The sequence below is a fragment of the Paenibacillus endoradicis genome (genome assembly GCF_024721975.1).
In genome coordinates, this window is the sequence record NZ_JANQBB010000006.1 from 35,965 (window position 1) to 60,351 (window position 24,387).

Genomic DNA, 24,387 nt, shown 5'->3' on the forward strand with positions numbered 1-24,387 from the left:
TTGTTCCCATCATTTCATTCTTGAATTACATTATAAAAACACAAAAAAGTCTTCCGTCTCCAAAAATAGAGACGAAAGACTTGTCATCTTACGCGGTACCACTCCAATTCATACCTGTTGGTATGCTCTTAGCGGATTATGACATTACGCCATATATCCTCCTATTGATAACGGTTAGGCTCCGGCTTCACCTACATAATACCTGTTCAGTGAGCAACTCCAAGGCTAGTTCAGAAGTTCTTTACAGCTGTTTCGCACCTACCAACAGCTCTCTGAGTGTTCAGAAAATCTTACTATTCCTCTTCAAAGTATTTAACTATTATTATTCATTCTAATACATATGCCCACATATTATCAAGCCTATTCAAAAAAGAAAATTCTATATATTTCATATTAACTTGGAGACGTTAACTTATGAGCTATTATTAAACAACTCCCATACTATTGTCAAATTAAACTTTCGAATATGCTATGATAAACAAGACAAACTGATTTCAATTCATACGGAGGTTGTTATGAAAACTGAAAAAGAAAAAATGTTGAATGGTGAACTTTATCTTGCTTCTGATCCCGAGTTACTACAAGGCAGAGCCAATTCTCGAAGACTGACTAGATTGTTCAATCAATCACTTGAAACTGAAGATAACACGAGAACAAAACTATTAAAAGAGCTATTTGGATCAACTGGAGATTCACTCTACATAGAACCAACTTTCCGCTGTGATTATGGATACAATATTCATGTTGGCGAAAATTTCTATGCTAATTTCGATTGCGTATTTTTGGATGTATGTGAAATTCGTATTGGCGATAACTGTTTTATCGCGCCAGGGGTTCACATTTATACCGCAACACATCCGCTTAATGCAAAGCTAAGAATTACAGGGGCTGAATATGGTAAGCCAGTTACGATCGGTCATAACGTCTGGATAGGTGGTAGATCTGTTATTAACCCTGGAGTGACAATAGGCAATAATGTTGTTATCGCTTCTGGTTCTGTTGTAACCAAGGACGTACCTGATAATGTTGTTGTTGGCGGCAATCCTGCAAAAATCATTAAACAAATTGAAGAATAACAGTTGAACTGACATAGCATATAAATACCTCTAGGGCACTCTTGATTCATAAGAAAACAAACAAGGCAACGGTCTCAATAAAAGAGATCGTTGCCTTGTTTGTTTTAAAGATAGAAAAACAACTCCGTAACTAATATTCATAGTCCAGTCATATTTAAGTTTATCTATTATCGATCAAGCCATTCCTTTTGTTGGATTAAAAAAAATCCCCTAAACATAGTTCAGGGGATTTACTCCATTTAAGAGAGAGCGGTGGCTAGAGAGCCTAAGATCAATACAAAGATTACAACATAAAGAATAGTAATAATAGCAGCCCATATTAATGATGCCTTGAAGAAATTAGCTTTTGATGGATTTCCCCCACCGAATGCCCATACGAACATCATAACAATGTTTACAATAGGAATTAAAAGAATTAAAAATGAAATTAACCATTCTTTCACACTAACTACTGGAGCTACTTGCTCTTGAATTATGTATTGCTGATTGACTATAGGTTCTTGATACGTTTGACCTGTTTCTTGCATATCATCACGTCCTTCGCTTTAATATCGTTCATACTCCAAAACATCATCGATATGGAATTCATATTGCTTATCAACTATTATTTATCAGAGTGGACAAACCTATAAATTTTATCGATAAGTATGACCAAGGAATATATTACAATGATTACATTTATTAGTCAATATAGATTTTCACATTTTTGACACATGTTAACTCTCTAAATCTATTGCATGTTTTCTATGCATTTCATTTTAGGAAATTGTCTCTTTACAAGACGCTTACTTTGAAACAAGTTATAATGAGGAACAAGCATCATATACACTCGATATAAGTTGAAAGGAGTATTTCATGCCTATTCAGTTACCTTATGAAACTTATGGATTTCGCTTCAATAACTACTCCAACCTTCATCTACCGCTCTGTCATCTCTTTGCAGTTGGTCATGATCATATAACGCATGATCTCTATCGCTGGCATGGATTAGAACGTCAGGATGGTCCTCTACTGCTGTTCCAATATACATTAGAAGGTAACGGTCAACTAGATATAGGTCAACAAACGTTGAAAATTCAGAAGCATCAAGCTTTTCTAACGGAAATCCCTAGTGATCATTGCTATTACTATGATCCTCAACAAGAGGGATGGAATTTCTATTTTATTCTGATCCGTCCGCATACGATTTTGCCATTTTGGAATGAGATCGTACAATTTCTTGGGCGTACGCCATTTTTACCACCTACTAGTAAGCCAATTCAAATACTTGAAGAGATTATTTCCACTGCTCAAGCAGGCTTAATTACAGATGAATATATCGCTTCTACTTATGTGTATTCTTTTGTAATTGAACTTAGGAAGTATGCAGAGTCATCTCCTATGCCAAAGTTACTACCAGCTTCAATTACCGCAGCTGTGCAATATATTGATCAACATTATCAGAATATGATCGGCCAAGAAGAGCTTGCCAATCAATTAGGATTGTCCAAGTATCAATTTATCCGATCGTTCACGAAATATATGGGTATCACGCCCAACGATTATTTGAATAGAAAAAAGATTGAAAACTCACTAACATTACTGTTATCTACTGCCCATTCACTTGAATATATTGCACAAGAGGTCGGTTATTCTTCTGCAAGTTATTACATTAGAGTTTTTCGTAAATTAATCGGTCAAACTCCCGCTTCATTCCGTTCAACAAAGCATCAATTACAGTACGACAAGCTTTATTTCAACTAAGTATTAACCTGCAATATTGTGCTATTCATCCATCTAAATTATCGTATTAATAGTATTTCAAACCGATTAAGATTAGATCAATAAAGTATTATTCATTAATTCATATTGAGCAACTAATCGGAGGGATATCGAATGGATCATCGTCTTTTCTCCCCTACTCCGCCTATGGGCTGGAATAGCTGGGATTGTTATGGAGCAGCAGTAACTGAGGCTGAAATTCGCGGCAATGCTGAGTATATGGCAGAGCATTTATTATCAGCAGGTTGGGATACAATTGTGGTCGACATACAGTGGAGTGAACCAGGTGCAGTTTCCTCTCAATATAGACAGTTCGTACCACTTGAAATGGATGAGTTTTCTCGTCTAATGCCAGCAGTCAATCGCTTCCCATCGGCAGCTGATGGACAAGGCTTTAAGCCTCTAGCTGAATATGTACATGGTCTTGGCTTGAAATTCGGTATTCACATAATGCGTGGTATTCCGCGCCAAGCTGCACATCAGAATACAGCAATTAAAGGTACAACTGCTACAGCTAGACAAATCGCATCTCCAAATTCCATTTGCCCATGGAACACAGATATGTATGGTGTTGACGCTGCTCAAGATGGCGCTCAACAATATTACAACTCATTATTCGAACTATATGCTAGTTGGGGCGTAGACTTTATTAAAGTGGATGATATCGCTGCGTCACGCCTATATGATATTCATCTTCCTGAAATCGAACTTATTCAAAATGCGATCCAGCATTGTGGCAGACCGATCATTCTAAGTCTTTCACCAGGTCCAGCACCACTAGAACATGCAGGCTTCCTCTCCACTCACGCGAATATGTGGCGTATGACTGATGACTTCTGGGATCACTGGACTTTACTGCTTGATATGTTCGATCGTTGTGAGAAATGGCAAGGTAAGTCTGGTAACGGCAACTGGCCTGACTGTGACATGCTGCCGCTAGGACATATCGGCATACGCTCAGTTGATGGCGGCGGAGCAGATAGATGGACTCGCTTCACGAAAGATGAGCAAGTTACGATGATGTCGCTATGGGGTATTTTCCGTTCTCCACTATTCTTCGGTGGAGAGCTTCGTGACAATGATGAGTGGACGTTAAATCTTATTACTAACAAACATATCATTGATATGAATCAACACTCGGCAAACGCCCGTCTATTCTCTCGTAAGAACGATTGTATCGTATGGACAGCAGAAGGTGCGAACGGTTCTACTTATATAGCAATTTTCAATATTGGTGAGCAAGAGCTTTCTACTGAACTTTCAGCACATGTGGCAGATCTGCAAAGTTATTCTCAAGTTATAGATGCATGGGAGAATACGACTACTTTCTCCAACGACGCTACCTCGTTCACTATTCCAACACATGGTGCAAAAGTATTCCAATTGTTGAAATAAATTATCATAGTAATACTAAGTCTGTTGCACAACACAAAACGAGCTAACTTTCCGTCATTCACAAGACGTATAGGCTAGCTCGTTTTGCGATTAGTCAAATGTAGCGCCATATAGCTCTATCCAGCGTAGAGACATCATTGTAATGCTACTACTGGCCTCACTACTCTTCTGAACACATAGACATTATTATTAATGTCTATTCCTACATTGAATACCATTTTCCAGAATACAGACACTAATTTTAGTGCTTATTACCACTTTTTGAGCTCAAACGACCTTATAGACCTCATTTTTAGTGCTTATTACCACTTTTTGAGCTCAAACGACCTTATAGACCTCATTTTTAGTGCTTATTACCACTTTTTGAGCTCATCCGAACTTATAGACCTCAATTTTAGCGCCTATTACCACTTTTTGAGCTCATCCGAACTTATAGACCTCAATTTTAGCGCCTATTACCGCTTTTTGAGCTCATCCGACTGTATAGACCTCAATTTTAGTGCATATTACCACTTTTTGAGCTCATCCGAACTTATAGACCTCAATTTTAGTGCCTATTACCTCTTATTCAGCACATCCGACTGTATAGACCTCAATTTCAGTGCCTTTTACCACTTTTTGAGCTCATCCGACCTTATAGACCTCAATTTTAGTGCCTATTACCACTTATTCAGCACATAAGACTGTATAGACCTCAATTTTAGTGCCTATTACCACTTATTCAGCACATAAGACTGTATAGACCTCAATTTTAATGTCTGCCTTTGCTTTCGCTACTCTTTCGAGCACGGGGAAATCATTCTTAATGTCTAGCTCTGCTTTCGCATGCTCGACTACTCCCCTGTCAAGGTAGCAATCTTCTAACGATTCAGTAAACTTCCTACATACCGTAACAATTCATTCGAACATACTGGGCAATAACCGTGCTCTTCCATAAGTCGAGCAGATACTTCATTTATTCGTTTTAATTGACTCTCATCAGGAGTTTTCGTTGAAGTCGTAATTTTTACGATATCTTTCAGATCAGTAAATAATTTTTTCTCAACCGCCTCACGCAATCGTTCATGGCTAGTGAAATCAAATTTCTTTCCTTTACGAGAATATGATGAGATACGAATTAGTATTTCTTCACGGAAAGCCTTCTTCGCATTCTCACTAATCCCTATCTGTTCTTCAATAGAGCGCATCAGGCGCTCATCTGGATCCATCTCTTCACCAGTAAGCGGATCTTTGATTTTTGCCCAATTGCAGTAGGCTTCAATATTATCTAAGTAATTTTCAAATAATGTCCGTGCAGATTCCTCGAATGAATAGACAAATGCCTTCTGTACTTCTTTCTTCGCAAGATCATCATACTCTTTGCGTGCAACAGAGATAAAATTCAAATAGCGCTCTCGTTCTTCCTTCGTAATTGATGCATGTTGATCTAGCCCATCTTTCAATGCACGCAAAACATCAAGCGCGTTGATGCACTCCATATCACCCTTAATTAGCGCACTAGAAATACGATTGATAACATAACGCGGGTCGATACCAGACATACCCTCTTCAGCGTATTCATTTTGCATTTCTTTCAGATCAGCATCCTTGAACCCTTCAACCTCTTGACCATCATACATTCGCATTTTTTTCACAAGGTCCATACCCTGCTTTTTCGTTTCTTTTAAACGGGTAAGTATCGAGAAAATGGCAGCTGCACGGAGTGCATGTGGTGCAATATGCACATGATTCATATCACTCTCTGATATAAGTTTACTATAGATTTTCTCTTCTTCCGTCACATTCAGATTATATGGTATAGGCATAACAATCATCCTTGATTGCAACGCTTCGTTCTTTTTATTGCTAATAAATGCTTTGTACTCTGTTTCATTCGTATGAGCAATAATGAGCTCATCTGCTGAAATCAAGGCAAACCTACCGGCTTTAAAATTCCCTTCTTGCGTTAAACTAAGTAAATTCCAGAGAAATTTCTCATCGCATTTCAACATTTCTTGAAACTCCATAACGCCGCGATTGGCCTTATTTAGCTCACCATCAAAGCGATAGGCTCTTGGGTCAGACTCCGATCCGTACTCTGTAATCGTTGAAAAATCGATACTTCCCGTTAAATCAGCGATATCTTGCGACTTTGGATCAGATGGACTAAACGTACCAATCCCAATGCGATCATCTTCAGAAATAAATACTCGTTCCACTCGAACTTCTTCAATGTTACCGTTATATTGGTCCTTCAATCTCAACTGGCAGCTAGGGCATAGATTACCTTCAATTCTAACACCCAAACTTTCTTCTACTTCACTTCTTAACTCCTGCGGAATGAGATGCAGCGGTTCCTCATGCATTGGGCAACCTTCGATTGCGTAGACAGTACCTTTTTCCGTACGCGAAAAACTTTCTAGTCCTCGCTTAATCATCGTAACTAATGTTGATTTACCTCCACTGACAGGACCCATTAATAGCAAGATACGTTTTCTTACATCCAATCGTCGTGCAGCAGAATGGAAATATTCTTCTACCAACTTTTCGACTGCTCGATCAAGTCCGAATATTTCCTCCTCAAAAAATTTATACTTTTTCTGTCCATTTTTCACTTCGACCCCATGCGATTCAATCATCTCATACACTCTAGAATGCGCAGTCATCGCAGTAGAGACATCATTTTTCAATATTTCTACATACTCTCTAAATGTACCTGACCAAGCTAATCGATCACTCTCTGCCTGATACTCTGATATACGTTTGAAAATATCCATTGTTTGCCTCCTCCCAATCACATCTGACACCTACATCATCTATCTTCTCCGCTTTGGGAGATCGCCTAGCATTAACAAGCAGTAACCTGTAACATAGTTATATTGTATGCTTGTGATAGTAGGATATTGCCCATTATTTTAGAGTAAATCATTTAATACGTTTCCAGCATTTCATATTTTTTTTAGCAGTTTTAATGATGCTAGTAGCGACGCCACTCCCCCACCTCTAAGGATTTGTTCAAATAATTTTGCAGTAGATTTTTCCTCACTTATTCATATCGTTTATATACGATTTAGCTAGCTTTGATATAATGGAAATATCATTGTTGATTTAAGGGAGAAAGATGAAATGGCTATTTCAAAAGAAGAGGAATTATATGATCCCATTAAGGGCTACTTTGTTCATAGAGGTTATGAGGTAAAGGCGGAAGTGAACCATTGCGATCTAGTCGCAATTCATCCTGAAACGGAAGAAACCATAATCGTAGAAATGAAAAAAACGTTCAATCTTGCACTACTTCTGCAAGGAATTGAACGTCAAAGATTGGGTGCTCAAGTTTATTTGGCTATTGAGCGAAATCGCAAAAAATCAGGTGCGGTGAATCAAAGATATGGTGATCTTACAGAGCTTTGTCGTAGACTTAATATTGGACTTATGACTGTAACCTTCTATCGGACCAAAGCAGCTGTCGTTGAAATATTATGTTTACCAGAAGATGAACCTATCCGATATAATCGCGTACGTAAAGGTAAACGTCTGCTACAAGAATTCAAAGAGCGTAGCGGTGATTATAATGTCGGAGGTAGTCATGCTAGAAAACTGGTTACATCGTACCGTGAGAAAGCACTTCGGTGTGCCCTCTCACTACAACAACTAGAATTATCATCCCCAAAAAACCTTAGCACACACTCTGGCGTTGCCAATGTAGCTGTCATATTGCGTCATAATTACTATGGTTGGTTTCATAAAGTTGAACGCGGCAAATACGCTTTAACTGCTGATGGACATGCTGCACTACTGGAATATGAGAACGTAATAAATGGATGGACTAATTCCTAGCTGTAAATTGTCCTATTAATTCATCCAATTCCTTAACTAATGTCGAAAGCTGCTCACTATTGATTGTTTCAAGATGAACATCTATTGAGCCTTCATCTACTTGGTCTAACTGTATAACTTGTTCACGTAATACGGTTAAAGTTTGTTGCTCTTTCTGAAGAGCTTTCATTAATAATCTGCTAGGAAGACCTTCAGGCAGTTGAATGGGAAAGATCTCATTAGCACTTGAGTTTCTTTTGCTGACCTTCAGAAACTTGCTCTTTTCACACTTTTCCAGAAACTTCGCCGCTTTATTGTCAATGCTGCGTAAATTGTCTCGTTCACTTTGATATTTTTTATGATCGTTTATTTTTCGTTCTACTTGATGATCGTGCTCGCTAAGCGAAGGAAGACTAGTTGTCGCCTCTTCAACTTTCGATCTTTCCTTACTTTGTTCTAATCTCTTACCTTTATGTTGTTCTGTTAAGCTAACAGAGCTAGCTTCAATCTCATTGTGTTGATGATTACTTTGGGAATGTCTTAATGGTGTTGTAACTGTAGATGTACTGTTAGCTTTAATTGACTTCTCAGAGGTTTTCGGACTTTTAGTGGATTTCTTCACTACAGATTGCTCTGTTGCTTTTCTTTTCCCTTTACCAGTACTACTATTTTTCCCTTTAGAATTAATTCGTACAGAATCAAGATTTTTATGTTGCTCTTTTCTTTTCAAACTATTCACCTTCCTTCCCTACTATACTCATATCCCAAATGCGTTCAATATGTTCTTAATTTTTGAAGTTTTCTTTTTTGTACACGTTGGTTATAATAGGTATTAGTTACTGGAGGTGCTTATACCATGAATTTCTGGATTGTAATGACTGTTCTTGTTTTATTTCTTACGGCTATTTTGACTAGTTCATATAACGAAGATAAAACAAAAGGACTTTAAGCCTTCAACACAAAAAAGCAGCTAACTTTCTCACTAGGAGAAGGTAGCTGCTTTTTTGATTACAACAATGAAATTAACATACTAGTTTTTTAGTAAATTCATTTCAGTCATGCATGCTTCACATACATATCTTTCTTTGAAGTCAGCGACTTCAACCATAGAACCACAGAATACGCATTTAGGACGATATCTTTCCAAGATAATATGATCTCCCTGTACAAAAATTTCAACAGGGTCACCTTCATTCATCAGATAACGCTTGCGAAGTGATTTGGGAAGGACAATACGTCCTAACTGATCCACTTTTCTTACCACGCCTGCTGGTTTCATTATTTCACCTCTCTTGTGTCGAATAAATTTGCAAGTAATTTCGAGAGAAAACCATGCTCTAACTATTTTCGACAAAGAGTTACAAATTCCTGCAAATATATTAAAATAATAAATTTCCTATTTTTCACAGTAGGTTTGGAAAGTCATTTTGTCTTAATGCTTCATACAAAATACAAGCAGCAGAATTGGATAAATTCAATGATCTTACGGCATCAGTCATCGGCATTTTAATACAATTATCAATGTTACTATAAATTAATTCCTCAGGTAATCCTTTTGTTTCTTTTCCAAAAACAATAAAATCTCCATCTTGGTATGAAACATCAGAATACATTTTTTTTGCTTTTGTACTTGCATAATAAAAATTAGCAGTAGTATTTTTTTCTTGTAATTCAGCAAATGAGTCATAATACTGAATGTTCACTGCATGCCAATAATCTAAACCTGCACGCTTTAATTGTTTATCGTCCGTGCTGAAACCAAGCGGACGCACAAGATGCAAATGCGCTCCTGTTGCAGCACATGTTCGAGCTATATTACCTGTATTTGCGGGGATTTCTGGTTCGACTAAAACGATATGAAAAGCCATTATTATTCTCCATTCTCTTATAAATTCATATTCTGTTAACAAACTCTCAATATTTTACATCAAATTTACAGAACGTTAATTCTGAGGTTATTGTTCTCCTTCATACTGAAACTAATGATGAAAAGTTAAATTCAACCTTTCGATGTAATTTTCATTTCTGGAAGACAATCGAGAAGCTATGAAAAGTTAAGGAGTGTTACTATGCAAAAGAAAATTTTAATTGTTGATGACGAGCCTTCAATTTCCAAATTGATTGAATTCAACTTAAAGCTTGCCGGCTTTGAAGTTCTATGCGTTGCCGATGGCGAAGCAGTATTTCAATCTTTACGAGTATTTCGTCCTGACTTAATCATACTAGATCTAATGCTTCCGAAAATGAACGGAATTGAAGTTTGCCGTATACTACGAAATCAAAATAATGCTGTTCCCATTATAATGCTTACTGCACTACATGATATCGCTGATAAAATTAATGGTCTTGATAATGGTGCTGATGATTATATGACGAAACCATTTAGTCCACAAGAATTAATCTCACGCATTACAGCTATTTTCCGTAGAATAGATACTTTACCTGGAATAAGTAAAGATGTACAATATCAAATTGGTTCATTGAATATTTGGGCTGACCAACGACAAGTTTTTCTCAATGAAGAGTTAATTGAACTTACTCCCAAAGAATTTGAGTTGTTACTATTCCTTTGTAAGCATGAAGGAAAAGTGTTAAGTCGTCAACAATTGCTGCATGGCGTTTGGGATTACCACTTCCTAGGTGACACGCGGATCGTAGATGTTCATATTAGTCATCTTCGTGATAAAATTGAACGTAATGCCCGTAATCCAGAGTATATTACAACTATCCGCAATGTCGGCTATAAGTTGCAACCACCGAAAGTAAGCACAAGTTCATTTGCATAATATTTACTAGCAAGCAAAGACCGCCCTTTCTCAGATACGAGATAAGAGCGGTCTTTGTATATTATTAGTGCAAGTTCATATTCGACGCCTACTTTGCTACGTTAGCTTGATCACGAGCGGACATTTTGAACTACCTCAATTACAATGAAGGTTCAAAAGGCGGGCTTTCAGAATCGAGAAGATGGAACGCTACTTGTGGGAGGAGGAAACGCAAATGTACGTTATTGGTACATGCGTACCGGACTTCCCAAGTTCGTTTCATATTCGATGTCGAATAACCTACGAAGCTAATCATCGTTATCAAAGTCCACTTTTTGAACTACCTCTAAAATTAAGCGTTATTAGCTTGGAATTCTTTCATGAAAGTAGCCAACGCCTCGCAGCTTTCAAGAGGAACCGCATTATAAGTTGAAGCACGAAGTCCACCTACATCACGGTGACCTTTCAATCCTACAAATCCAGCAGCCTCAGACTCTTTGATAAATTGCTTCTCAAGATCTTCATTTGCAATACGGAACGTAATATTCATTGCAGAACGATTTTCTTTATTCGCACATCCAACATAGAAGCCATTACTCTCATCAATAACATCATAAATAAGTTTTGTTTTATTAAGGTTGAACTGTTCAAGAACTTCAAGTCCACCTTTTTCTTTGATCCATTTCAATACTAGACCAACCATGAACACTCCAAAAGAAGGTGGTGTATTGTATAGGGAATTTGCATTTGCATGAGTATCGTAACGGAACATTGCTGGAATAGTTTTTGGACTAGCAGCAATTAGATCTTCACGTACGATAACGACAGTAACACCTGACGGACCAAGATTTTTCTGAGCTCCAGCATAGATCATACCGAATTTACTTACATCCACTGGACGGCTCAAAATATCACTAGACATATCAGCAATTAGTGTTACACCATCAAACTCAGGGAAGCTTTGGAACTGAACCCCACCAATTGTTTCATTCGTAGTAATATGTACATATGCTGCATTTTCTGGTACAACAATCTCAGAAGCTTCAGGCATACGCATATACTTATCTTCTTTAGTAGATGCAACAATAACAGCTTCACCGACAACAGTCGCTTCTTTGTAAGCTTTACCCGCCCAAGCACCTGTATCTACATATGCTCCAACTTTACCTTCGGAAAGGAAGTTCATAGGAATCATTGCAAATTGTGTACTTGCTCCACCTTGAAGGAATAAAATTTTGTAGTTAGAAGGAATGTTTAATAGCTCACGAAGAACATCTTGAGCTTCTTGATTCACTTTTTCATAAAGAGCACTACGGTGAGACATTTCCATTATTGCCATGCCAGCACCTTCATAATCAACAAATTGAGCTTGAGCCTGCTCTAATACTTCCAAAGGAATTGCTGCAGGACCAGCATTAAAATTATAAGCACGTGTCATTAAATTTCATCCTTTCTGATTACACCATCAATATCTTAAACTATATCAATTTTAGTACATTCCATCAAGTAAAATCATTTCATTATTACGAAAAAGTCGAACAAATTCTAATTTTCTATAACGAACATTCGGATTTTAAGGATATATAGCTAAATAATAGATGATTATTGAGGTGAATATTCACTCTTCTATATGATTTAATAAGTATATCAAAATTCATCAGATTATTGTGTTAATATTTTGTGAATAAATTCACATTTGTATTTATTTTTTTATCTACACAAAAAAAGCTGCTTTACTAACGAATGCTCGTCACTAAAGCAGCTTTCTCGAATTTCCCGTTTGCGGAGAATATATTTACTTCGTACTAACTAATTAGCAACCGAAGTATAGGTTGAATTCATGTGGATGAATACGGATTGCTACTTGTTTCGCTTCAGAACGTTTCAATGCAATGTAGTTAGCAATGAAGTCTTCAGAGAATACGCCGTTTTCAGTCAAGAATGTAGAATCAGACTCAAGAGCATCAAGAGCTTCTTCTAGAGAACCTGGAACGCTACGAATTTCTTTCTTATCTTCTTCTGGAAGATCATAGATATTTTTATCGAATGGTCCGTAACCAAGAGCAACTGGATCAAGACCTTTTTTGATACCATCAAGACCAGCAAGCAACATAGCTGCAAATGCAAGGTATGGGTTAGCAGTAGTATCAGGAGTACGGAACTCGATACGACAACCTTTAGGAGATACTGCTGCAATTGGAATACGAACTGCTGCAGAACGGTTCCCTTTAGAGAATACCAAGTTAACTGGTGCTTCATAGCCAGGAACTAGACGTTTGAAAGAGTTTGTACTTGGGTTAGTAATAGCGATAAGAGCCGGAGCATGGTATAGAACACCAGCGATGTAGCTCATTGCCATTTTGCTTAGGTTACCATAAGCACCTTTTTCGTAGAATAAAGGCTCATCTCCATTGAAGATAGAAGAGTGAACATGCATACCGCTACCGTTATCACCAAATAGTGGTTTCGGCATGAATGTAGCTACTTTACCCCATTGTTTTGCAACGTTTTGTACGATGTATTTATATTTAAGTAGGTTGTCACCTGTTTTTGTTAATGTATCGAAACGGAAGTTAATTTCAGCTTGACCAGCAGTTGCAACTTCATGGTGATGACGTTCAACGCGAAGGCCAGTTTCTTGCATAACACGAACCATCTCAGAACGGATATCTTGTTGTGCATCAGTTGGAGCAACTGGTACATAGCCACCTTTAACGCCAACTTTGAATCCAAGGTTACCGCCTTCTTCTTTACGTCCAGTGTTCCAAGCAGCTTCCTCAGAATCTACAGAATAGTAAGAAGATTTCATGTCATTGCTAAAACGAACATCATCAAAAATGAAGAATTCAGATTCAGGAGCGAAGTACGCTGTAGTACCAACGCCAGTAGTTTGTAGATATTCTTCAGCCTTTTGAGCGATACTACGTGGATCACGATCATAACGATCACCATTCGGTGTATGAATGTTACACATGATGTTAAGTGTTGGATGAATTGTGAACGGATCTATGAATGCAGATTCAGTATCTGGCACCATTACCATATCTGATTCTTCAATACCACGGAAACCAGGGATAGATGAACCATCAAATGCAACACCTTCTACGAAAGTATCTTCACTAACTTCAGTAGTTGGCAACGTAATATGATGTACCCCACCATTAAGACCTATAAAACGGAAATCTACAAATAAAATGTTGTTTTCTTCAAGAGTTTTGATAATTTGTTGTGCTGACATATAAAACTTCCTCCATTTCCGAACAATCAGATGTAATAGTAGAATAATGTTCAATTTCTCGTTTAACTTTATGTTGTAATTATAATTCTCACTATTGGTATCGTCAATAGTCATGTAAGGTATTTTTTATGCATATGTTAGGTTAACTCACAAACCTAACATGAGTCAATAAACCCTTTAATATCAAGGACTTTCGGTTATTTTAGCGGATGAAAGCGTTATCTTAGCATCTATTTTGCACAAAAATTATGTAGAAAAGTACAAACAAAAATGATCTTTATTTGTAGCTTTATCCATTTTTAGAATAAAAACTTTATTTCATAACTATTTTAGTTCAATAGTACCATCAGATGTTTCATATTTTATTGTAGTTTGAGTTTTATATGGTTCACTACAAAATACGCTCACAATATGTAACATAACCCACTATTTGTATGTTAAGTTTGTAAGTTTAAACAATGATGTATTCCTACACATAGTAAAGAAGCCTTTGATATCAATTCGTAAACACGAATCATTCGAAGACTTCTCTATTTGTAATTATATATACTTTGATCAAATTATACTTTTGCAATAATTATCGTGCAAATCTATTTCTTCCACTCTGTAAATGCCTCAGCAGGAGCTTTCACTGTGTTGAATGATTTACCGACAATTGGTGCTAACTTCTCAAGATCTTTCAACAAGTTAGCAAATTGATCTGGGAATAATGATTGTACACCATCACCAGTCATAGAATTATCAGGATCAGTGTGCATTTCAATAATTAACCCATTCGCACCAGCAGCTAATGAAGCTTTGGACATCGGTTCTACAAGTTCACGTCTACCTGTTCCATGACTTGGATCAGAAATTACTGGTAGATGACTGAGCGATTGTAATACCGGAATTGCAGTAAGATCCAATGTATTACGAGTATACGTTTCGAATGTTCTGATCCCGCGTTCGCATAACATTACATTGGGATTACCGCCCGCTAAAATGTATTCCGCTGCATTTAATAGTTCATCGTAAGTTGCACTGAAGCCGCGTTTCAATAATACCGGAGTTTTGATAGTACCTAACTTACGAAGTAGATCAAAGTTTTGCATATTACGTGTACCTACTTGCAATATATCAGCATACTCCGCGCACACATCTACATATTCCGGTGTCATTACCTCTGTAATCGTCAGCAAGCCATGTTTCTTGCCCGCTTCTGCCATCATTACTAAACCTTCAACACCCACTCCTTGGAAGCTATATGGACCCGTTCTAGGCTTAAATGCACCACCGCGAAGTACTTGACCACCTGCGGCTTTCACTAGTCGGGCAATCTCATCTATTTGCTCTGGGCTCTCTACAGCACACGGGCCACCCATAACAACAACATGCTCCCCTCCAATTTTGACGCCATTGATCTCAATAACCGTATCATCTGGGTGGAAATCTCTACTCGCCAGCTTATATGATTTTGAAATTTTAATAACATTCTCTACATTTTTCATTGCTCTTAATTGTTCTCCAAGTTGTGAGTCTGCTTGACCAATAATTCCGATAACCGTACGATCATTTCCTTTGGATACATGAGCTTGCATTCCATCTTTACGTTCAATGAATGATACAATCTCAGAAATATGTTCATCCGCTACATTATTTTTTGTTATTACGATCATGAATAATCTCTCCCTTTTCGCTTTTAAGCTATATGATGTGTTGTTACATTAAAATTAACATTTGTACCTAAGCATTCTGATTTTTATGAAATACACGTTCCCGCTTTTACGCTTGTTCGCTTTTAAGCTTTGACGCTGTTATGCTTTTGTGCTTTTATTCGTTAAAGTAAATATACATCAGTTTTCTTCATTCGTCAACACTTTGAATTTGATTAGCTGTTTAAGAGTGGTAGCTATTGAGGTGCTGCGATGACTAATCGCTGTTCCGATCGCCGTTGTCCTCGGATTTATTGAATGAACATAGTGGTATAAATCCGAGGACAAAAACTAGCGCTATCGCTTTTCCACCAGTGATTAGTCCTCTACGCTATACTAGATGCTCCAACCATAAAGATGTATAAATACATATCAAGAAATAAATTGTTTTGCATAGGTTATCCTCATTAACTCACTGTTGCAAAACAAAAAAAGCCCTTCATTACTAATAACGATTAGTAATGAAGGGCTCACAATATGGACTTATTTTAAGTGGTTTTCGTCTTGATTCTCGGTAATATTTTACTCATATTAACTGAACGCTTAAGTTCCCATGTAGATTCATCATTATGATCATACTTTTCAAGATATTCAATAACTTCCTTAGTTAAGGCTGTTGGAGTTGAAGCACCAGATGTTACTGCAACACGATCAATACCTTGCAGCCATTCTTGCTTTAACTCGGATAGATCAGCAATACGGTAAGCTTTCACTCCTGCAATCTCTTCAGACACTTGTGCTAGGCGATTAGAGTTATTGCTACGCGGGTCGCCAACTACAATACATAACTGTGCTTCACCAGCTTGACCAGCTACTGCTTCTTGACGAACTTGAGTGGCAAGACATATTTCATTATGAACTTCAGCATGAGGAAATTTCTCCTTCAACTGATCAATAATATGTCTAATATCCCATTGCGACATCGTCGTTTGATTCGTAATTAGTAGAGGAGTATTCTCGTCAAATTGCAAGTTAGCAATCTCATGATCTTTCTCTATTAAATGTACCATGTCAGGAGCAACACCAATCGCACCTTCTGGCTCAGGATGTCCCTTCTTGCCAATATAGATCGTGTGAAAACCTAGCTCGCTCTTCTCACGAATGATATCATGAGTTTTTGTTACATCTGGACATGTCGCATCAACGACAGTAAGACCTTTATCACGAGCTCTTTGACGAACTTCTGGTGAAACGCCATGTGCTGTGAAAATAACTGTACCCGTTTCAATTTGTTCCAATATTTCAAGGCGATTCTCACCATCTAAAGTGATAACACCTTCTGTTTCAAATGCATCTGTAACATGCGCATTATGAACGATCATACCTAATATATAAATCGGTTTTGGCAAATTTTCGTTTTTTGCAGTTTGTAATGCCAATACCATTGCATCTACTACTCCGTAGCAATAACCTCGTGGAGATATTTTCACGATTTCCAACTCATCGCACCTACTCTCATTATCATTACCATCAATAGATGTATAATTCACATTCATCTTCCTAAGCGTCACTTCGTTATCATAGTCCACTTTTTGAACTACCTCTATTATAGACCATCATACTAATTAGGAAAAGTCTATTGGCAACCACACAGTAAATGTCGTTCCTTTACCTTCCAAAGTAGCTACCTCAACGCTACCTTGATGTTCATCAAGTATCCACTTGGCGATTGCTAGACCAAGCCCGGTACCAACTGTTACACCACGAGAAACGTCTGCACGGTAGAAGCGATCAAATATATGAGGGACTTGATCAGGATTCATTCCAATCCCACTGTCTTCTATTATCCAAGCAATGTGATGTTCCGTGCGCATAACAGTGAAATTCACATCACCAACAGGAGTGTATTTGAACGCATTTTCAATAAAGACAAACAGTAATTGTTGCAGATAATCTTCATTACCATGGATGTAGACACCTTTTAATTCAGAGAGATCGCCAACTTCCCATTTTGCTTCACGAGGAAGTAATTGAGCTCTACGTACAACCGCTTCAGTTAAATTATGAATATCTACTTTTTCTTTCTCCATTATATATCCTGCATCCGCACGAGCAAGAGCAAGAAGATCATTTACAAGCGTAGACATTCGTTTAGCCTCAGCTGAAATATCTATTATGGCTTCATGAGATAACTCAAAGTGAGTACCATTAAAGTTCACAGTATCTAAAGGTTCACTTATCGCACCATTTTGTTGTTCAGTCTGCTTCCACATTTTATCAAGTAGATCGATATTTCCACGAATTGTTGTAAGTGGCGTACGAAGTTCATGCGAAGCATCTGATACAAAGCGACGTTGGGCCATATAAGCTTCATCTAGCTCGTTGTATGCCTTCTCCAAACGAGAGAGCATCATATTGAGTGTAGTAACAAGTGTACCTATCTCATCCTTAGCTATCGGCATAGGTATTCGTACGCTTAAATCGGCACCATTTTCGATCTGCTTCGTAGCGTTGATCACATTTTCAATTGGCCGTAACGCTTTTCTAGCAATAATCAATCCAACGGTAAATGCAATAAGCACAACGATAATTGATGAAAATAGTAAAGTATTACGTAAACCTATTAAAAATTGATCTTCATTATATGGAATAGCTCCAACTTGCAGCAAACCAACTAGTACACCATTAATCTCAAGAGGTCGTTGATAAGTAATCATACGATATTTCTTATGGTCAAGTTCCACCATTACTTCTACAAAGCCTGCTTCCAAAGATTGAGAAGCATCGGGATAAGGAATAACAAAATTTTGTTCGAACAAATTCGTTGATTGTCTGTAATTGCCTTCACGGTAATTGATCAACTGTACATAGATGTTTTTCCCTTCAATTCGTGATTGACGGTCAAGATTGAGATCAAGCGTGTCGAACATTACTGTTCCTGTAATTACTAAATTTTTACTTTCTGTCTTTACCATATCTCTAAGCTCAGCATACGTATTCCAGTTAATAAATAAATAGACGATAACACCGAATATTAATAATGCTCCAGTTAAAAGTCCCGAATACCATAATGTTAATCTAAATCGTAGTGACAAGGCTTTAACCTACCTCTCCTCTAAGCACATATCCAGTTCCACGAACTGTAATAATAATACGACTATGACCGCCTTCCTCTAGCTTTTGGCGCAACATCGCGATATATACTTCAAGTACGTTTGACTCTCCACTGAAATCATAACCCCATATTTTTTCCATAATCGTATCTCTTGTTAGAACCCGCTTCGGATTTTGCATAAATAATAATAGTAAGTCATACTCTTTCGAAGTTAATTCTATTCTTCTTCCCGAACGAATAGCTTCCCTTGCATCGATATCTAATACAAGATCTTCGTACGTTAATACACTTTCTGATTTGTCTAGCTTGTCTACTTTTCGTCTAAACAAAGCTCTAGCTCTTGCGAGTAGCTCCTCTAGCGCAAATGGCTTAACTACATAATCGTCAGCCCCAAGATCAAGTCCTTTCACGCGATCATTCACTTCATCTTTTGCAGTAAGCATTAGAATCGGCACTTGACTACCACTCTCACGAATGCGACGACATACTTCCATTCCATCAATATATGGCATCATGACATCAAGAATCACGAGATCAGGTTCTTTCTGCATGAAGCTTTTCAAGCCATCTGCGCCATTGTTGGCTATCGTTATTTCATATCCTTCAAAAGCAAGTGATCGCCTTAACATCGACGTTATTTTATCATCGTCATCGATGACTAGTATATGTTGTCTCATATGTAAAACCTCCACAGTTTATTAATAAAGACGCAGAGATCAATTCCCCGCGTCTTTATTTATATTACATCCTATTTTAAACCAAATTCGTTTTTATCGCCAATCGTAATAGAAAGTGTCATTTCTTTATTGTTACGAATAATTTTAAGCTCTATCGATGTACCGACCTCTTTGGACTGGATATACGTTATAAGCTCATTCATCGTTTTGATCGTTTCATTATCTACACCAGTAATAACGTCGAATTGTTTCAAGTCACCGACATACGCTGGAGAATTATAATAGACACTTCTTACAATTGCTCCTTCAGTAGTAGTCAATCCTAATTCTTTAGCGATGTCTTCCGTTAGATTTTGCAAATCTGCTCCGATAAATGGTGCAGCTGCTTTTGGTATTGCGGTGTCGTTTTTCAGAGCTTCCAACACTTCATTAATCGTAGAAGTTGGTATTGCAAAACCTATCCCTTGCGCTGTAGAGCTTACAGCGGTGTTGATACCAATAACTTCACCATTTGTGTTAAGTAACGGACCACCAGAGTTACCAGGATTGATCGATGCATCTGTTTGCAATAGATTTTCGTAGTTACGAGTACCTTCTGTATCAGAAATATCAATCGGACGTTCCTTGGCACTCAATACACCAACTGTTAGTGTATGGTCAAAGCCATACGGGTTACCAATAGCTATAACCCAGTCTCCGATTTGAATATCATCAGAGCTACCTAATGGAAGAGTAGGGAATTTTTCATCGCCTTTTATTTTCAAGACAGCAAGATCTAATTCATAACTTGAACCTAGAAGTTCTGCAACGAATGGTTTCTCATATCCTTCAACAACGACACGGATTTCATCAGCATCAGCAATGACATGCTGATTCGTTAGAAGATAACCTGTCTCATCGAAGAAGAACCCAGTACCCATACCTGTTTGTTGCAAATCGCTAGTTGAACCTGTATCCCCACTATTTGATTTGGGGATATTATCACCAAAGAATTGTCTAAAGAATGGATCATCAAGTAAAGAACTTGATCCCCCACCACCAGATGAATATGATGCATAGGTTTCAATCTTTACTACTGCTGGACTAGATGATGCAAACAGAGATGCAATATTATTAGGACGATCTGTTAATGGAGTACTAGTAGAAGCTGTACTACCTTTTTCAGAAGTTGCCGTTTTGGATGAGTCACTTGATCCATTGTTCAAAGTAGATGTTTGCGTTGATACTACACCGCCTTGAGAGAACCAATTTTGCACATCTGCCGTGTACATTAATAAGCCTACTGCAATGACACCAGCCATAAACGAGAGAAAAATCTTACCAAACCCATTTGCCTTCTTCTCCTTATTTGGACCAAAAGGATCATTACCACCACTTTGTGATGTCGTAAAAGGACGGTAATTAGTTTGAGGTTGTGCCTGCTCATTATATACAGGAGGTGTTAATTGATTGACGTATGGATCTTGCTGATAAGTTGGTGTAGTATTGGTTTGATCTTGAGCATTGGGTCGACCATTACCATAAGTATAGTAGTACATCGTATCATCTTGATTTTGCACTGTAGATGATCCGTTAGAAGTTGAGTCATTGTTAACTGAAGTGTATTGTGCATCTTGTATATTTACTGCTTGATTACGATTTGTTTCATTAGGATTAGAGTATGCAGATTGACTATATATCTCTTGTTGTGATTGTCCTTGTTGTCCATTATTCGTATTATAACTTGACGCTGTACCGTTACTTGATTCTGATTTGTCACCACTTGATGAGGCATTCGAATTACCTTCGCCCTTGAAGAAATCATCATAGTTGTTCTTATTGTTATTATCCATTTTTCGCTCCTCCTAAAACTATTCATATACTTCTGAATGTAAGTCTACTAATAATGCTTTTTCCGAAGTATACTCTATATCAATTTCATAACCTATTCTTTGGATATCTCTATCTTGCACAATTTACCTTAAAACAAACTTAAAAAATTATGAATTTCAAATAATTTTGTATACGTCCAATTGTCTGCTGTATTAAATAGAATGAATAATAAAAGCTCCCCACATAAGTAGAGAGCTTTTGTCGTTCATTATTAACTGGAGTTACTTACCTTCATAATATCTAAAAATGGAACTTTAATAATGTCGCCATTACAGCTAACATGTACAAGTTTTGTCCTAGAATCTAGTCCAACGATACAACCTATCACATCTTCTTCCGAATTCCATACCTCTAATCTTACATCTGACTTTTCATCCTTTGCTTCTACTAGTCGTTCTCCTAATTCTTCTAATTCATACTCGTCTCTCGTAGGCCTTTTAGGTTTCGAGCTACTTTTTTTAGGTTTTGGGATCATTCTATAGTCACTCCCTTAACTTTACTGGATTCCCACAACGTATTACCCTGTAGCTTTTCCATATTCCAAAACCTCCAAATCAAGCACACCATTTTTATGAAAAGTACGGACACTTTGAGCCGTATAGCAATAAGCGATAAAACGAGCTTTTCCAGCTATAATAACTCTAACAATATGAGTAGATACATTTCCCTTACTATCATTGTATATTAATTGCATGTCTTTACCAATATATTCTTGCATCAAGACCACCGCCTTAAGAACATTTGATCTCATTATATACGAACGAACGTTCTTATTGCAAACAAATATAAAAATCCTCACTCGGCACTAATTTACGCTGCCAACGAGGATTTTAATTAGGTCTAATATGTCATAATTATTTATGCATCAATGGCTTCAATGCTGCTTCCAGTCGAACAACTGCCTGCTTACCTTTCTCTAACCATTCATCCGATACAGGTGCATCAGGATCAATTGGCGCTTGGAATTGATTGAAAGAAGCAGAGATAATACCTACATCACCACTTGGATCATTACCTTCATTATAGAGATGATTCAATACAAATGGTTCACTCAGTTCAATATAGGCATTCGAATGACCAACTTCACTCGCGATCTCACCATTAATAACTTTGAACGGTACACGTAACCATACTTTATTCTCTGTATCCAGCGATTGATCAAAAAAACCACCATCATAATCCCAATTGCCTCCAAGCATAAACCCTAGTCCGGCACTCACCTGATTCATCTCATCATAAGCGAGCTGCTTACCAGCAACCTGTGAAGTAATAGTAATCATACAGATCCCCCCATCATCTTATCAACTCATATTGGGAATTAGTATGCATCAATGGAAATAGAACTATACGAGTAGTTAGAAACTAGCGGTTAGCCCAACCCTTTCGGTGAGCAAGTACTGCTAATTGCGTCCGATCATCAAGCTCGCATTTCATAAGCAAATTACTGACATGTGTCTTTACCGTTTTAATACTTATATGAAGTTCTTCGCCAATTTCCTTGTTAGACATGCCATCAGCAACGAGTAGTAGCACTTCTCTTTCTCGTTCTGTAAAACTTTCATCGCCTTGCTGAGTACGTTGTACGCGCAAACCTCTCGTCAAGGACTGTGAGACTTCCGTTGTCATAACAGGCATACCTTTAAGTGCACCTTTCAAAGCAAAGATTAATTCTTCCGCAGACACGGTTTTCAGCACATAGCTTATTGCACCCGCTTCAATCGATTGATATACTTTATCATCTTCAAGAAAGCTTGTCAGCATCACAATTCTCATATTAGGATATTGTTCTATAATACTGCGTGTTGCTTCAATCCCATTCATTACTGGCATCATTAGATCCATTAATATAAGATCAGGATGTTGAGACTCATTCATTGCATTTAGAAATTCCAGCGCTTCTTGTCCATGACTACATTCGGCAATAACAGAAAAACTTGGCTCCAGCATCAGATATGTTTTCAAGCCTAATCGCACCATATCATGGTCATCAACGATCATAATATTCACCGTCTCATCTATACTCATGACTGCAGCTCCTTTTCCTTTAACTTAGGTATCGTTACTTTGACAATCGTACCTCTACCTTCTTTACTAATAATTTCAGTTAAACCACTCAGCTTCTGAGCTCGTTCTTGCATTGTGGACAGACCATATGATTTTCTCGATAGCGCTTCATGCTTAAAGCCGATCCCATCATCTTGCAATGTCATTATCACTTGGCTATCCGTCTCATATAGTGTTAATTGACAGCTTTGAGATTGCGAATGTTTCACAATATTGGCCATAGCTTCTTGGATAATTAGAAAGAGTTGGTGCTCTTTCGCTTCTGATAAAGGTGCCTCGATACGATACTCTAATTTACCTTGAATATTGTTTTGACGACAGTAATCTGGATACCAGTGCGTTAATGCACCTTGTAAACTGCGGTTTTCTAATTCCATTGGTCTTAAATGTGCGATGAATTTCCGCATCTGTTGCTGGGCTGTGCTCGACATCGTTACAAGTTGTAGCGTTACTTGATCTGCTTGTTCGGGATTCACCTCACGCAATTTGGTAATAGATGATGCACACATATGGATTGCAAACAATTGCTGACTTACACTATCGTGCAAATCTCGAGCAAGTCGCTTGCGTTCTTCTAATACAGCAGACTCTATTGAGGCAGATTCCTGAACAACACGAGCTTCACCTAACACTTGCAAATACGAGAGTTTTTGCTCTGTCTGTTCAAGAAATTCATTGAATTGTTCAAACAGTTCGCTAAGTGGATCATCATTGTTATAGCGTACTCTTGTTCCATAATCACCGTTTACTGCATTTTTGATTGCATATTCCAATCGTTCTAAACTATTGCGCTCTTTTCTAGTAACAAAATGTGCAAGTACGGCACTGAAAAGCACCGTAATTACAACTGTTATCAGCCATAGTGAAATTGTATGATAGTAAGGTTCTAACAATATATAAAGTACAAGTCCGAGCAAGGTAGAACTAATCGAAAGTAGCAATACTCGATTAGCAAGCGAAAATGCTTTTACTTTATTGAGTTTAATAGAAGCCATTAC

22 protein-coding genes and 1 other annotated feature are annotated in these 24,387 nt (G+C 37.6%); of the genes, 5 read left to right on the plus strand and 17 right to left on the minus strand.

Features of this window, described 5'->3' with window-relative positions; genetic code table 11:
* Positions 1-64: 64 nt before the first annotated feature.
* Positions 65-316, minus strand: a binding site (T-box leader).
* A 199-nt stretch (positions 317-515) separates the two neighbouring features.
* Positions 516-1,076 carry a sugar O-acetyltransferase gene (locus NV377_RS18700; protein WP_258202327.1) on the plus strand — a complete coding sequence of 187 codons (561 nt, stop codon included), beginning with the start codon at positions 516-518 and terminating at the stop codon, positions 1,074-1,076.
* 239 nt (positions 1,077-1,315) lie between these two features.
* On the opposite strand, the gene NV377_RS18705 is transcribed toward NV377_RS18700, so the two are convergent.
* Positions 1,316-1,603, minus strand: coding sequence for a hypothetical protein (locus tag NV377_RS18705; RefSeq protein ID WP_258202328.1), 288 nt, complete (start codon positions 1,601-1,603; stop codon positions 1,316-1,318).
* A 328-nt stretch (positions 1,604-1,931) separates the two neighbouring features.
* On the opposite strand from NV377_RS18705, the gene NV377_RS18710 reads away from it, so the two are divergent.
* Together NV377_RS18710 and NV377_RS18715 are read left to right on the plus strand one after the other, a co-directional pair.
* Positions 1,932-2,819, plus strand: coding sequence for an AraC family transcriptional regulator (locus NV377_RS18710; protein ID WP_258202329.1), 888 nt, complete (start codon positions 1,932-1,934; stop codon positions 2,817-2,819).
* Between the two features lie 132 nt (positions 2,820-2,951).
* Positions 2,952-4,232 carry a glycoside hydrolase family 27 protein gene (locus tag NV377_RS18715; protein WP_258202330.1) on the plus strand — a complete coding sequence of 427 codons (1,281 nt, stop codon included), beginning with the start codon at positions 2,952-2,954 and terminating at the stop codon, positions 4,230-4,232.
* 860 nt (positions 4,233-5,092) lie between these two features.
* On the opposite strand, the gene NV377_RS18720 is transcribed toward NV377_RS18715, so the two are convergent.
* Positions 5,093-6,988 carry a PrkA family serine protein kinase gene (locus NV377_RS18720; protein WP_258202331.1) on the minus strand — a complete coding sequence of 632 codons (1,896 nt, stop codon included), beginning with the start codon at positions 6,986-6,988 and terminating at the stop codon, positions 5,093-5,095.
* 349 nt (positions 6,989-7,337) lie between these two features.
* On the opposite strand from NV377_RS18720, the gene NV377_RS18725 reads away from it, so the two are divergent.
* Complete coding sequence (locus tag NV377_RS18725; protein ID WP_258202332.1) at positions 7,338-8,048, plus strand: DUF2161 family putative PD-(D/E)XK-type phosphodiesterase; 711 nt, start codon at positions 7,338-7,340, stop codon at positions 8,046-8,048.
* Here the strand turns inward: NV377_RS18725 and NV377_RS18730 are convergent.
* The 3 genes from NV377_RS18730 to trmL form a co-directional block, all read right to left on the minus strand.
* Positions 8,038-8,757, minus strand: coding sequence for a hypothetical protein (locus NV377_RS18730; RefSeq protein WP_258202333.1), 720 nt, complete (start codon positions 8,755-8,757; stop codon positions 8,038-8,040). The two genes, NV377_RS18725 and NV377_RS18730, sit on opposite strands and share 11 nt — an antisense overlap.
* A 300-nt stretch (positions 8,758-9,057) precedes the next feature.
* The gene (locus NV377_RS18735; protein ID WP_258202334.1) at positions 9,058-9,306 is read right to left on the minus strand and encodes an AbrB/MazE/SpoVT family DNA-binding domain-containing protein; all 249 of its coding nucleotides are present in this window, start codon (positions 9,304-9,306) and stop codon (positions 9,058-9,060) included.
* A gap of 124 nt (positions 9,307-9,430) precedes the next feature.
* Positions 9,431-9,895: a tRNA (uridine(34)/cytosine(34)/5-carboxymethylaminomethyluridine(34)-2'-O)-methyltransferase TrmL gene (gene trmL, locus NV377_RS18740; RefSeq protein WP_258202335.1), complete on the minus strand. Its 465-nt coding sequence runs from the start codon at positions 9,893-9,895 to the stop codon at positions 9,431-9,433.
* A 201-nt stretch (positions 9,896-10,096) separates the two neighbouring features.
* On the opposite strand from trmL, the gene NV377_RS18745 reads away from it, so the two are divergent.
* Positions 10,097-10,813 carry a response regulator gene (locus NV377_RS18745; protein ID WP_258202336.1) on the plus strand — a complete coding sequence of 239 codons (717 nt, stop codon included), beginning with the start codon at positions 10,097-10,099 and terminating at the stop codon, positions 10,811-10,813.
* A gap of 331 nt (positions 10,814-11,144) precedes the next feature.
* Here NV377_RS18745 and serC read toward each other — a convergent pair whose 3' ends face one another.
* The 12 genes from serC to NV377_RS18805 form a co-directional block, all read right to left on the minus strand.
* Positions 11,145-12,230, minus strand: a complete 1,086-nt coding sequence (serC, locus tag NV377_RS18750; RefSeq protein ID WP_258202337.1) for a 3-phosphoserine/phosphohydroxythreonine transaminase — start codon at positions 12,228-12,230, stop codon at positions 11,145-11,147.
* Between the two features lie 375 nt (positions 12,231-12,605).
* Entirely contained in the window at positions 12,606-14,030 is a 1,425-nt protein-coding gene (glnA, locus tag NV377_RS18755) for a type I glutamate--ammonia ligase (protein ID WP_258202338.1), read from the minus strand.
* Positions 14,031-14,620: 590 nt separating this feature from the next.
* Entirely contained in the window at positions 14,621-15,685 is a 1,065-nt protein-coding gene (aroF, locus tag NV377_RS18760) for a 3-deoxy-7-phosphoheptulonate synthase (protein ID WP_258202339.1), read from the minus strand.
* Between the two features lie 524 nt (positions 15,686-16,209).
* Positions 16,210-17,160 (minus strand): 4-hydroxy-3-methylbut-2-enyl diphosphate reductase, encoded by a 951-nt coding sequence (locus NV377_RS18765; RefSeq protein ID WP_258202645.1) that lies wholly within the window; start codon positions 17,158-17,160, stop codon positions 16,210-16,212.
* Positions 17,161-17,286: 126 nt separating this feature from the next.
* On the minus strand, positions 17,287-18,756 hold the full coding sequence (locus tag NV377_RS18770; protein WP_258202340.1) for a sensor histidine kinase: 1,470 nt from the start codon (positions 18,754-18,756) through the stop codon (positions 17,287-17,289).
* 4 nt (positions 18,757-18,760) lie between these two features.
* The gene (locus tag NV377_RS18775) at positions 18,761-19,453 is read right to left on the minus strand and encodes a response regulator transcription factor (protein WP_258202341.1); all 693 of its coding nucleotides are present in this window, start codon (positions 19,451-19,453) and stop codon (positions 18,761-18,763) included.
* A 71-nt stretch (positions 19,454-19,524) separates the two neighbouring features.
* The gene (locus NV377_RS18780) at positions 19,525-21,285 is read right to left on the minus strand and encodes a S1C family serine protease (protein ID WP_258202342.1); all 1,761 of its coding nucleotides are present in this window, start codon (positions 21,283-21,285) and stop codon (positions 19,525-19,527) included.
* A 251-nt stretch (positions 21,286-21,536) separates the two neighbouring features.
* Complete coding sequence (locus NV377_RS18785; RefSeq protein WP_258202343.1) at positions 21,537-21,800, minus strand: YolD-like family protein; 264 nt, start codon at positions 21,798-21,800, stop codon at positions 21,537-21,539.
* Positions 21,801-21,842: 42 nt separating this feature from the next.
* On the minus strand, positions 21,843-22,043 hold the full coding sequence (locus NV377_RS18790) for a hypothetical protein (RefSeq protein ID WP_258202344.1): 201 nt from the start codon (positions 22,041-22,043) through the stop codon (positions 21,843-21,845).
* Between the two features lie 136 nt (positions 22,044-22,179).
* Positions 22,180-22,605, minus strand: coding sequence for a YugN family protein (locus tag NV377_RS18795; protein WP_258202345.1), 426 nt, complete (start codon positions 22,603-22,605; stop codon positions 22,180-22,182).
* An 82-nt stretch (positions 22,606-22,687) separates the two neighbouring features.
* Positions 22,688-23,350, minus strand: a complete 663-nt coding sequence (locus NV377_RS18800) for a response regulator (protein ID WP_258202346.1) — start codon at positions 23,348-23,350, stop codon at positions 22,688-22,690.
* Positions 23,347-24,384 (minus strand): sensor histidine kinase, encoded by a 1,038-nt coding sequence (locus tag NV377_RS18805; protein ID WP_258202347.1) that lies wholly within the window; start codon positions 24,382-24,384, stop codon positions 23,347-23,349. Before NV377_RS18805 ends, NV377_RS18800 begins: the two co-directional genes overlap by 4 nt.
* Positions 24,385-24,387: the final 3 nt, after the last annotated feature.